Here is an 11,281-nt window from a genome sequence, read left to right on the forward strand (position 1 = left end):
GGTGAAACCCACGTACCCTTTGGCCGCCAGGGGAATGAGGAATCCCCTGCCGTTGCGCGCCATGATTCCCACCTTGCTGTCAGCGCCGACCCCGTTGGCGACAAGCGCCTGTGCGGTGAGTACAGCCTGGTCACGTAGTTCCGCGTAGGTGAGCTCGCCGTCATCGTCCACGAGTGCGACCCGGTCGGGAAATCGTGCCGCTGCGACGTCGAGCAGGCCCGACAGGGACGCTCCATAACGGATAAGGCTCCCGGCCGTCGCGATCCCGTCCTTGACCTTAAATCCGTTGAAGAATCCGGCGGATACTGCAGCCCGGGCACCACGAAGTAGCCCCTTGGTGTCGAACATAAACTGCTGCGCCCTATTTCTCACTTTACAAATTACCTTTCCTCGCACCTTTTCGGATGCAGGAAACCCTACTGCGGAGAGCAACCGTCTGCAGACCGGACCCGGGATTACGCCTCATGACGGGTCGGCACCCAGCCGTGCCAGTCCCTGTCGTGTCAATCCCTGTCGTGTCAATCCCTGTCGTCCTTTGGCCTGAGTGTGACATTCCCCTGCCAGTCGGCAAGCAAACTACCGGTGAAAACCCTCGGCAACCCCGGCTGGCCGACGGCCGTGGGAGATCTTCCCGGACCGTGCCCCCACGGGGTCCGGTCGGTCGTGGCGCTGCCGGTCCTACCGCCGACGGTTACACGGTTCACACGCACCTCACCGGTTCATCGGTTCACCGGGGAGGCGGACGCCAGCGACGGGACGTGCGGGGCTCCGTGGACCAGCCGGTCCACGAGAGTAGCGGCGGTACGTCGGTTCGCGTCGAAGACCCGGGTGAGAACACCCGGGCGGGCGAAACCCTCCCGCACCGGCGACGACGTCACAGGCCCCAGGACGACGATGTCCTCACGGGCCACCCCGTCCCGTCCGACAGCCCGGTCGTCCCCGTCCACCAGCAGGACCTCCCTGCCCGTGCTCCCCGGGGTCGTCGACAGCTCACCGGCGGCGAGCAGACCACGGGTCAACGGGTCCGACACCCGGTCGGCCGACAACTCGGCGAGACGTGCGTCGACGAGGAGCCGTGCCGTCCTGACCGCGGGAACCGGCCCGCCGACAGCCGGACTCTCCGCCGCATGGCCGCCTCCCTCCCTGTCCGGCACCTCCGAGAAGCGCGCCCCGGGGCCGAGGAACCGGACGAGTCCCGCCCGGTGGAGCGCGAGGAGGTTCCCGAGCCGTTCCGGGGGCGGCCCTGAACACACGTAGGAGAACGCGCCGCACAGCCGACGGACGAACGCCTCGTCGCCGGGTGCCAACCCCGGCAGTCCCTCCCCGCCGGACAGCAGCACCTGGAGCACCGGGAGGACAGCCACCAGGGTCCCGTAGAGTGCGGCGTCCTGCGGGTGACGACCGTCGGTCGCCCGCGTGAGATTCGTGGACACGTGGTCGGCCACCGCCTGTTCGAGCCGGTCCCGGTCACCGCAGATCCGGCCCGCCAGAGGCCTGTCGACCCTGTCGAGGTCCCACCGGTCCGACACACGCGGCACCGCCCGGTGCAGGGCATCGACCGCAGCTGAGCCGGCGCCACCGACTTCACTGACCCAGGAATCCGTGATGGCCTGCACCTGCCGTACCCCGAGGGAACACCGGGAGGGGTCCCGCAGCTCCGCGAGCGCGGAGTAGTGGGCGAGGGAGAACTCCGCTGTCAGCAGGGAACGCACCGACCCGTCCCGGAACACCTGCCCTCCGGGCCCCCTCGGAAGTCGGCCGAGCGTTTCCACGTCGGCGTAGCGGCAGTGCCGGCCCGGTACGCCACCGGCGATCTTCGACCGGTACGGCACACCGCGCCGCGACCCGACCCACAGCACGGGTTCGGCACCGGAGGGCCGGTAGGACGGGACCAGTTCCCCCGGGTTGCGCTCGAACCGTCCTCCCCTGCCTTCACTCATCAGCATCATCAGGTCGATGAACGCCAACCCGAATCCGCGGACCAGGACGTCCTCCCCTCCCCGGAGGCCGGAGTAGTCCATGTCGACGGTGCACCCGGCGGGGATGTGTCCCGGGCTGCCTGTGCCACCGTCGCCGCCCTCTTCGCCGTCCGCGACGGCGTCGAGGTGCCCCTGTGCCAGGACGACCAGTTCGGCCTCGACGACGCCACCGTCCTCCAACCGCACCCGGCGGGCACCGGAGGTGCCCGAGAGTTCCACGGCACGGGTCCGCCGGGTCGTCACCGTCACCCCCTCCGGCATGGCCTCGACCGCCCGGTCGAAGGCCTCCCCGAGGTAGCCGGCCACCTCACGGCGGGGCAGGTAGGTGTCCGGGCGCCCCGACCATTCGGCGAGCGTCGGCCCGGTGCCGCCGGGGTAGACGGTGATCTCGTCGGAGGTGTTGTTCATCCAGACCTCGCCGGGCTGGCCCGCCCTCCAGATCCTCCCGGCGCCGGCCGGGAAAGGATCGATGACGTGCACCGTCACCGGGGTGTGGACCGTGCGCCCACGAAGCTCCGACGCCAGGGCGAGCAGGAGCCCGGTGGCGCGCGGACCGGCTCCGACGATGACGACCGAGCTCACGGTTCACCCTGCCGGCCCCGGCCGAACCGCGATGCCGCGGCCAGGACCTCCGCGCTGTCGTTCACCTGCACGACCTCGCCGGACGCCGGGTCGTCCACCGGCAGCAGTGTGGGCAGCTCCCCCTGGGGCGGCCGCGGGACAGTCGACGGCCCCTTCACGCTGTAGGTCTCCCCCACCGAGTCCGTGATCTCGGCGTCGACGTAGTGCACCTTGTCCCGGTCGATGAACCGTGCGGTGTCCGCGTCGCGGATCTCCGCGTCCGGTTCCCAGGACGTCCACAGGCGCCGGACGACATCCACGACCTCGCCCAGTTCACGCCACGCCCCGAACTCCGCCGCAGGACGACGGCCGGTGAGTTCCGCGGCACCGGTGGTGGTCTGCGCGGTCGGCGACCATCCGGCACGCCCCCTACTGACATGGTCGAGAGTGGCGGTGGAGGTGGCGACGTGGAAGGGCTCGGTGTGGGTCACCGGAACCTCCGGGACGATCCGCAGGCCGGTGGTCTGCGGAGCCAGCCACGCCGCGAGGACCACGGCGTTCTGCCCGGATTCGTGGTCGTCACCGAGCACCAGGACGTTGGCGGCGCCGCCGGACGGTCCGTCCAGTGCGCGGGCCAGGGCACGCAGTGCCGGAAGGTCGGCGGTCGCCTGCGGGGCGACCCGGACGACGGTGCTCATGCCGGAACCTCCTGCCGACGCCGGTCCGTCACAGGTAGTCCGAGTGTGCCCCGGAGCGTGGTCGACGGGTACTCCTCCCGGTACACGCCACGGTCCTGCAGCTCGGGGACGACGCGGTCGACCACGTCATCGAGTCCTCCCGGTGTGATGTGCGGGACGAGGATGAACCCGTCCGCCGCACGTGTCTGTGTCAGTTCGTCGAGCCGGGCGGCGACCTGGCGTGGCGTTCCCACCAGCGAGCCTCCCCGCCCGGAGACCTCGGTGACCAGGCCACGGATCGACAGGCCACGGTCTGCGGCGATCTGTCGCCACGTCGCCGCGATCGCCCGGGGGTCCTTGTCGTGCCGGACGCGTCCGCGGGTGATGTCGGCGTTGTCCGGGTCCGGGTCGCTGTCCGGGAGGGGGCCGTCCGGGTCGAGGTGGGTGAGGTCGGTGCCCCAGACCTGTTCGAGGAAGGCGATGGCGCCGGGTCCGGTGACCTGGCGTCGACGGACGGCGTCGTGCTTCTCCTGTGCCTCGGCCGGGGTGTCCCCGAGGATCACGGAGACGCCGGGGTAGATCCTCAGGTCGTCCGGGTGGCGTCCCACCGCGGTGAGGCGGCGGTCGAGGTCGCGGCGGAAGTCGCGTCCCGCGCCCGGCTCGGAGTGCCGGGAGAAGACGACCTCGGCGTTGCGGGCGGCGAAGTCGCGCCCGTCCGGGGAGTCCCCGGCCTGGAATATCACCGGGCTGACCTGCGGGGTGGTCGGCACCGGGAAGCGACCACGGACGTCGAAGAACTCGGAGGTGTGGTCGAAGGAGCCGTCTGCGCCGTGGTCGTGGGAGTGCCAGAGGGTCGTCGCCAGGGCGAGGAAGTCGTCGGCCCGGCGGTAGCGGTCCGCCCCGTCGAGGAAGCCGCCACGCCGGAAGTTCGCCCCGGTGAAGGCGTTGTGGGTGGTCACGATGTTCCACGCCGCCCGGCCGCCGGACACCCGGTCCAGTGTGGCGAGTGTCCGGGCGAGGTCGTAGGGCTCGTTGAAGGTTGACGAGAATGTGCCGGTCAGTCCGATGTGCTCGGTCACGGCGGCGATGCCTGCGAGCACGGTGGCGGTCTCGGGGCGGCCGACCACGTCCTGGTCGAAGATCTCCCCCTTGTGTTCCCGGAGCCGTAGTCCCTCCGCGAGGAAGACGAAGTCGAAGAGGCCGCGTTCGGCCGTCCGCGCGAAATGCTCGAAACTGTCGAAGTCGATGTGTGAGCCGGACTCCGGGTCCGACCAGACGGTGGTGTTGTTGACGCCCGGGAAGTGGGCGGCCAGGTGGACCTGGCGTCGGTGGTGCGGGTCAGACATGGTGAAGCTCCTTGTGCGGTGCGGGCGGTACGGTTGTGGTGGGCAGGTGGGGTACGGCGTCCAGCAACGCGGTGGTGACGTCACTGGACGGGGTGAGGAAGACGTCGTCCACGCTCCCGTGCTCCACGACCTTCCCCGCGGACATCACCGCGACATCGTCGGCGATCGAGCGGACCACGCCGATGTCGTGGCTGATGAAGAGGTAGGTCAGGTCCGGCACCGAACCCCCGTCGCGCAGATCCACCAGCAGGTCCCGCAGCAGGTCGAGGATCCTCGCCTGCACCGAGACGTCCAGCGCCGACACCGGCTCGTCGAGCACCAGGACGTCCGGGTCGACGGCCAGGGCCCGGGCGACGGCGACACGCTGACGCTGCCCGCCCGACAGTTCGGCCGGTCGCCGGTGCACCGCGTCGCCGGGCAGCGCCACCTTGTCCAGGAGCTCGGCGACCCGGCGTCTGCGCGACACGCGGTCGCCGACGCCGAAACCCACGAGCGGTTCAGCCACGGATTCGCCGACGGTGTACCTCGGGTCGAGCGCACCGGTGGGGTCCTGGTGCACCAGCCGCACCCGACGCGACAGGGCGACGGCGTCCCCTCCCCTCCTGCCGCGGATGCCCCGCCCGTCGAGCCGCCGGCCGAGGACGGTCACCTCACCGGCGTCGAAGGGTTCGATGCCGAGCAGGATCCGCGCGGTGGTGGACTTGCCGGAGCCGGACTCGCCGACGACGCCGAGGGTGCGCCCGGCGCGGACGGTGAGGTCCACCCCGTCCACCGCCGGCGCGTCTCCCCGGCCGAAGTCCCGGGTCAGTCCGCGGGCGGTGATCTCCGCAGGGGCGTCTGCGGGGGTCAGGGGCGTCTGGGGCGCCAGGGGCGTCAGGGGCGTCAGGGGCGTCAGTGACTGTCGTGGCCGGTGCCGTGGGACGGCGGTGACGAGTTCGCGGGTGTAGGGGTGCCGGGGCGCCGTGAGCACGTCGGCGGTGTCGCCGTCCTCGACCACCCGGCCGCCCTTGAGCACCACGGTGCGGTCCGCGCGGCCGTAGGCCACGCCGAGGTCGTGGGTGATCAGGAGCAGCCCCGCACCGCTCTCGCGGACACGGTGTTTCAGCAGGTCCAGAACCTTCTTCTGGACGGTGACGTCGAGGGCTGAGGTGGGTTCGTCGGCGACGACCAGAGCGGGGCCGCCGATCAACGCCAGCGCGATGAGCAGCCGTTGCCGCTGACCGCCGGACAGTTCGTGGGGGTGGCGTCCCGCGTGGAGACGGGCGTCGAGCCCGACGTCGCGTAGTGCGGCGGCCACCCGCCCCCGCACCTCCCTGCCCCGGGCACCGTGGAGACGGACGACCTCGGCGAGCTGGCTGCCCACGGTGCGTACCGGGTTGAGGCTCTCGCCGGCGTCCTGCGGGACGTATCCGATGTGCGACCGGTAGAGCCTGTTCCAGGTGCCGTCGGACGCCCCTGTCACGTCCCGGCCGACGATGCTGTGGCCTGCGGTGGTGACGGTCGCGTCGTCCGGGGCCAGTCCCACGGCGCACCGGGCGATGGTGGACTTGCCGGAACCGGACTCGCCGATCAGTGCGACGGTCTCCCCCGCCCCGACGTGCAGGTCGACGTCGTCGACGGCGGTGAACGGGCCGTGCCGTGTGTGGAAGCGTGCGGTGAGCCCCGACAGTTCGAGCACCGTGGTGTTCAGTGTGGTGGCCGCGGTGGTGTTCAGTGTGGTGGTCATGGGGTCCTCCTGGAACCGGTGAGTCTGACGGTGGAGTTGGCGAGGGTGTTGACCGAGAGCACGGCCACGGCGATGACCAGCCCGGGCAGGGTGGTCAGCCACCAGGCGCTGGCGAGGTAGCTGCGGCCGTCCGCGACGAGCAGCCCCCACTCCGGTGACGGCGGAGGGGCGCCCAGACCGAGGAAGCTCAGTGCGGCGACGGCGAGCAGGGCCGTGCCGAACTGGAGGATCGCGAGCCCGGCGACGGGGCCGAACGCGTGCGGGAACACGTGCCGGGCCAGGATCGGCGCCGTGCCCACCCCGTTGAGTCGGGCGGCCTCGACGAAGTCACTGGCCCGCCACCGCAGCACCTCCCCCCGTGCCACGCGGAAGAACGTCGGCACGGCGGCGACTCCCACGGCGACGGCGATCTTCCCCGGGCCGAACCCGAGGCCGGCGACCACGGCGATGGACAACAGGAGACCCGGAACAGCCTGGAGCACGTCCGTCCCGCGTGACAGGGCCGCGTCCACGGGTCCGCCGACGTACCCGGAGACGATTCCGGCGGCACTGCCGACGACGAGGGCGATGAGCACGGCGAATGCGGCCGTGCCGACGGACTCGCGGGTGCCGTGGACGACCCGTCCCCAGACGTCCCGGCCCAGGTGGTCGGTCCCGAAGAGGTGGGCGGGGCCGGGTGCCTGAAGCCGGTTGAGTGGCTCGCCGGTGAGGGGGTCCGCCGAGGTGAACAACCCCGGCCACAGCGTCCAGGCGACGAGTAGGACGATGACGGCACCGGCGAGGACGGTGCCGGGGCGGCGGAGCAGGGTTCTCATGCGGGGATCCTCCCGGGCTCGGGGCGGGCTGTGGCCCGCCGACGTCGTGCCGGTCCGTTCGTCGGCGCCGTCCTGGCGTCGACCACCGGGCGCAGCAGGTCTGCGGCGATGTTCACTGTCACGAAGACCACCGCCGAGAACAGGACGACACCCAGCACCACCGGGACGTCCTGTGCGGTGACCGAGGTGGTGAGGAGGCGTCCGACACCGTTGCGGGTGAACACGGTCTCCACGACCACCGCACCGCCGAGAAGTTCCCCGGCCAGTACGCCGGCCACCGAGAGGACCGGGCCGAGCGACGCCCGCAGGGCGTGGCTGACCAGCAGCCGGTGCCGGGGAACCCCGGCGGCGTGGAAGGTGGTGACGAACTGCCGGGTCCAGGTGTCGGACAGCGTCCTCAGGAGGACCTGCCCCACCGTGGCGGCGACCGGGACGGCCAGCGTCAACGCCGGCAGGACGCCTCCGGCCAGCCCACCCCCCCCCACGCCGGGCCCCCACCCCAGCGGGGAGGCGAAAATCTGGAGGAGCAGCAGGCCGACCCAGAACGTCGGCACCGACACCCCCAGCACCGGCAGTGCCGCCAGTACCCGGGCGAGCCTGCGGTGCCGGGTGTACACGGCCGCCACGGCGACCGCCCCGCCCGCGGTGGTTCCGAGGACCAGGGCGGCGACCGCCAGCCGGACGGTTCCGGGAACGGTCTCCGCCAGGGCCGACGACACCGACCCGCCGGTGAGGTAGGACGTCCCCAGGTCGCCGGTGACCAGGCCGGCCAGTGCGTGCAGGTACTGGACCGGCAGGGAGGAGTCGAGCCCGTAGTGCGCCCGGAGCCGGGCCACCTGTTCGGGTGTCGCCTCCACCTGCCCGGTGCCGCTGAGCATCGTGGTCACCGGGTCACCCGGAAGGACGTAGAGCAGCAGGAACGTCAGGGTGTAGGCGGCCCAGACGACGAGGAGGCCGTGGCCGACACGGCGCAGGACCAGGCCCGTCATCCTTCCTCACCTCCCCCGCTGAGCCAGGTGCCGTGGAGCTGCAGCCGGCTGGAACCTTCGTAGCGGTAGCCGTGCACCTGCGGGGCGGTGGCGGAGATGCCGGACAACTCGGCGAGCGGGATCACGTGGCCCTGTTCGACGAGTTCCGCGGTCGTGTCGGCGACGATGCCCGTCCGCGCCGCGGTGTCGAGGGTGCTCAGACCGGCGGCCAGGTGCTCGTCGACGGGGCCGGGGCGCCGGTTGTTGACGTTGCGGCCACCGGCGTCGAAGACGGTCCGCAGCACGTCCGGGTCCGAACGGGTCAGGTTGTAGAAGTCGACGGCGTTGGTCTCGGACTCCTGGTCGGCGGCGGTCTCGCTCATGGTCTGCTTTCTGAGCTTGAGGTCGACGCCCACGGCCCGCAGCTGCTGCTGGACGACCTCGAGGAAGGGTGCGGTCTGCCAGTAGCCGACGGGGATGACCAGGGGTTCACCGTCCTTCGTGCGGACCGTCGCGTCGCCGTCCAACGTCCACCCTGCCTCGTCGAGGAGCCGGCGGGCCTTGTCGGGGTCGTGTGCGAGCAGGTCGGACTGGTCGGTGTAGCCGGGTGTGGTGCTGGACAGCACCGAGGTCGCCGGACGCTGCCGTTCGGAGAGCACCGCCGTGAGCTCCTCACGGTTGATCGCCGCGTTGACGGCCCGGCGCACCCGCGGATCCGTGAACGGACCTGCGGACCAGTTCGGGAAGAAGGAGTAGTTCACCCCGGGGTTGGGCCGTTCTATCAGCGGGAACCCCGACTGCTCGAGGAGTTCCTCGTCCTGGGGTTGGACGGCGGTGTCGACGTCGATCTGCCCTGAGGCCAGGCTGCCGTTGCGCACCCCGGACTCCGGGATCACACGGAAGTCGATGCCGTCGAGGTAGGCGGGCCCGTCGTGTTCGGCCAGGGACGAGGGCCAGCGGTAGTCGTCGAAGCGTTCCAGGGTGGCCCCGGACGACGCGGAGAAGTCGGCCAGTGTGAACGGCCCGGTGCCCACGAGGTCGCCGGTGCACCGTTCCTCGGGCGACTTCGCGAGAGTCTCCGGCGCGTAGAAACCCAGGGTCATCGTGGAACTGGCCTGGAGAAACTGCGCGTTGGGTTCGGCGAAGCGCACTGTGACCGTGTGCGGGTCGGGAGTGTCGATCCCCTCGAGACCGGCGAGGTAGGTGGAGCCGAGTGAGGAGCGGGCGCCGAGGTCCACGATCGCCTCGAAGTTGTCCTTCACCGAGGACGACGTGAACGGGGTGCCGTCCTGGAACGTGACCCCGTCCCGCAGGTGGAAGGTGAATTCGGTGGAGCGGTCGTCGATGTCCCAGTCTGTGGCGAGCCAGGGGACGATCTCCTCGGTCTCCGGGTCCTGGTCTGTCAGGGAGTCCGTGATCTGCCGGGAGACGTTCAGTGCGGTGTTGTTTCCGACCTGTTGGCCGTCCGCGCAGGTGATGTCGGTGTCGAATGCCGCTCTGAGTACCCCGCCGCGCACCGGCGGCCCGGCGTAGTCGTCGTGGGCTGCCCCGGCGTCACCGCAGGCGGCGAGCACGCCGGGGAGCAGCGCGACGCTGGCGAGGACCGCGCCGGACCGCCGACGGAGACCTCTCCGGGGACGTCTTCGGGGACCACTTCTAGACCAAGCTGTCTGCATGGGCGGTCACGTTAGTCCGGCACAGGCGACACCGGGAACAGCTCAGATCACGACGAAAATATTGTGCCGGAGAATCCGCAGGCCGACCGTACCGCGCGAACCGCGCGAATGAACGCCGCCGTGGATGACAGGTTCGGCACCGTGACAGACCCCGGTGACAGCCGGCCCCTCCCGCCGCACTGCCAGAAGGCACAGAAACCACGCTCTCTCACACAGGCACTATTTCCCCTGACGCGCGCATACGCACGTGCCGGAGATGACCGAGCCCGGCATCACCTCTCGCGTGCCAGACCTTGTGCCAGGGAATGTGACGGGGCGCGTGACAGACCTTGTGACAGTGGACGTGCTGAGGCGCGTGACGGGACGCGTGACAGACGATGTTCCAACAACCGTGCCAGCGTTTCTGCATGCATTCTCCGCTTCTTCCGGTTGGGCCGAGCGCAGCAGTAGGTACAACGCACATCCGGACATCCGTCAGGCCGGCAACGATGTGTGATTCGGAATGATCCCTCCGAGATGCGCAGAACTGTGCACACGTCAGATCCTGATGCACCACGACTGATCAGGAAACAGTCCCTGACGTGCGCAGAAGTAGACTCACGAATCTGGCCAACCCACCACCGCCGGTGCTACCGTCTCCACCCACCGACCCCGCCACACACCACACCCCGGAGAACCGCACATGGTCACCGCCACACCCAACCCCACTCTCATCGCCTTCATCGGCGACCTGCACGGCAAACTCGCCGCCTTCGAGCACACCACCGCCCAAGCACTCAACCGCGGGGCCACCACGATCATCCAGGTCGGCGACTTCTGGATCTACGACAACCCCCGACAACTGGCCAAACTGCAGCGGGTACTACGACGCATCAGCCCCGACGGCATCGCCGACGAAGACATCGACTACCGGTTCATCGACGGCAACCACGAGAAGTTCGACATCCTCAACCCCGACGCCACTGCCCCGGTGGCCATGTCCGACAACCTCACCTACATGCCCCGCGGCACCCACGCCCGGCTCGCCGGCGCCGACATCCTGTTCTTCGGTGGAGCCTCCTCGGTCGACCGAGACCACCGCACCGAGGGCACAACCTGGTGGCCGGCCGAGAACATCACCGCCGAACAGGTCCAGCTGGTCACCGACACCCCCACCGCACCAGTCGACATCCTGGTCACCCACGACACCAGCACCGCAGGGTTCGCCGCACTACTCGACCACGGCGGGCACGCCCGAGACAAGACAGACGATCCCGCAGGCACCACCAACCGGGCCTACCTCGACACCGTCATCACCCACACCCGACCACGGGTCCAGGTCCACGGCCACCACCACACCCGACACACCACCACCCACACACAAGCAGGACACCCACTCACCACCATCGCCCTGAACCTGGAGAAAGCCCGCGGATCGGTGATCCTCTGCGACACCACCGACTGGTCATGGACGATTCCTGTCGGCCGGAAAGACACCGGCGCCGACGAGCACGTCACCCCCACCCCAGCACCATGAACCCATGAACCCCTGAC

General features: G+C 70.2%; 9 protein-coding genes. 1 reads left to right on the top strand and 8 read right to left on the bottom strand.

Annotation, left to right across the window (positions count from 1 at the left end):
* The 8 genes from Q0A34_RS10450 to Q0A34_RS10485 all read right to left on the bottom strand — a co-directional run.
* Nucleotides 1–348 (bottom strand): AMP-binding protein (locus Q0A34_RS10450; protein ID WP_291479936.1); only part of this gene is annotated, 348 nt, incomplete at its 3' end.
* 371 nt (nucleotides 349–719) lie between these two features.
* Complete coding sequence (locus Q0A34_RS10455; RefSeq protein ID WP_291479937.1) at nucleotides 720–2,561, bottom strand: FAD/NAD(P)-binding protein; 1,842 nt, start codon at nucleotides 2,559–2,561, stop codon at nucleotides 720–722.
* Entirely contained in the window at nucleotides 2,558–3,238 is a 681-nt protein-coding gene (locus Q0A34_RS10460; RefSeq protein WP_291479938.1) for an LLM class flavin-dependent oxidoreductase, read from the bottom strand. Before Q0A34_RS10460 ends, Q0A34_RS10455 begins: the two co-directional genes overlap by 4 nt.
* The gene (locus Q0A34_RS10465; protein ID WP_291479939.1) at nucleotides 3,235–4,563 is read right to left on the bottom strand and encodes an NtaA/DmoA family FMN-dependent monooxygenase; all 1,329 of its coding nucleotides are present in this window, start codon (nucleotides 4,561–4,563) and stop codon (nucleotides 3,235–3,237) included. The genes Q0A34_RS10460 and Q0A34_RS10465 overlap by 4 nt, the downstream gene beginning before the upstream one ends.
* Complete coding sequence (locus Q0A34_RS10470) at nucleotides 4,556–6,289, bottom strand: ABC transporter ATP-binding protein (protein WP_291479940.1); 1,734 nt, start codon at nucleotides 6,287–6,289, stop codon at nucleotides 4,556–4,558. Before Q0A34_RS10470 ends, Q0A34_RS10465 begins: the two co-directional genes overlap by 8 nt.
* Nucleotides 6,286–7,104: an ABC transporter permease gene (locus Q0A34_RS10475; protein WP_291479941.1), complete on the bottom strand. Its 819-nt coding sequence runs from the start codon at nucleotides 7,102–7,104 to the stop codon at nucleotides 6,286–6,288. The genes Q0A34_RS10470 and Q0A34_RS10475 overlap by 4 nt, the downstream gene beginning before the upstream one ends.
* Complete coding sequence (locus tag Q0A34_RS10480; protein WP_291479942.1) at nucleotides 7,101–8,093, bottom strand: ABC transporter permease; 993 nt, start codon at nucleotides 8,091–8,093, stop codon at nucleotides 7,101–7,103. Before Q0A34_RS10480 ends, Q0A34_RS10475 begins: the two co-directional genes overlap by 4 nt.
* Nucleotides 8,090–9,748 carry an ABC transporter substrate-binding protein gene (locus Q0A34_RS10485; protein WP_291479943.1) on the bottom strand — a complete coding sequence of 553 codons (1,659 nt, stop codon included), beginning with the start codon at nucleotides 9,746–9,748 and terminating at the stop codon, nucleotides 8,090–8,092. The genes Q0A34_RS10480 and Q0A34_RS10485 overlap by 4 nt, the downstream gene beginning before the upstream one ends.
* Nucleotides 9,749–10,430: 682 nt before the next feature.
* Here Q0A34_RS10485 and Q0A34_RS10490 point away from each other — a divergent pair.
* Nucleotides 10,431–11,264: a metallophosphoesterase gene (locus tag Q0A34_RS10490; RefSeq protein WP_291479944.1), complete on the top strand. Its 834-nt coding sequence runs from the start codon at nucleotides 10,431–10,433 to the stop codon at nucleotides 11,262–11,264.
* Nucleotides 11,265–11,281: the final 17 nt, after the last annotated feature.

Origin of the sequence: Corynebacterium sp. (assembly GCF_022712195.1) — a bacterium.
In the GTDB taxonomy this organism is placed as follows: Bacteria; Actinomycetota; Actinomycetes; order Mycobacteriales; family Mycobacteriaceae; genus Corynebacterium.

Excerpts from the sequence above, each read along its gene's own strand:
- Q0A34_RS10460 (WP_291479938.1), bottom strand. The coding sequence starts at position 3,238 with ATGAGCACCGTCGTCCGGGTCGCCCCGCAGGCGACCGCCGACCTTCCG.
- Q0A34_RS10465 (WP_291479939.1), bottom strand. The coding sequence starts at position 4,563 with ATGTCTGACCCGCACCACCGACGCCAGGTCCACCTGGCCGCCCACTTC.
- Q0A34_RS10470 (WP_291479940.1), bottom strand. The coding sequence starts at position 6,289 with ATGACCACCACACTGAACACCACCGCGGCCACCACACTGAACACCACG.
- Q0A34_RS10475 (WP_291479941.1), bottom strand. The coding sequence starts at position 7,104 with ATGAGAACCCTGCTCCGCCGCCCCGGCACCGTCCTCGCCGGTGCCGTC.
- Q0A34_RS10480 (WP_291479942.1), bottom strand. The coding sequence starts at position 8,093 with ATGACGGGCCTGGTCCTGCGCCGTGTCGGCCACGGCCTCCTCGTCGTC.
- Q0A34_RS10485 (WP_291479943.1), bottom strand. The coding sequence starts at position 9,748 with ATGCAGACAGCTTGGTCTAGAAGTGGTCCCCGAAGACGTCCCCGGAGA.
- Q0A34_RS10490 (WP_291479944.1), top strand. The coding sequence starts at position 10,431 with ATGGTCACCGCCACACCCAACCCCACTCTCATCGCCTTCATCGGCGAC.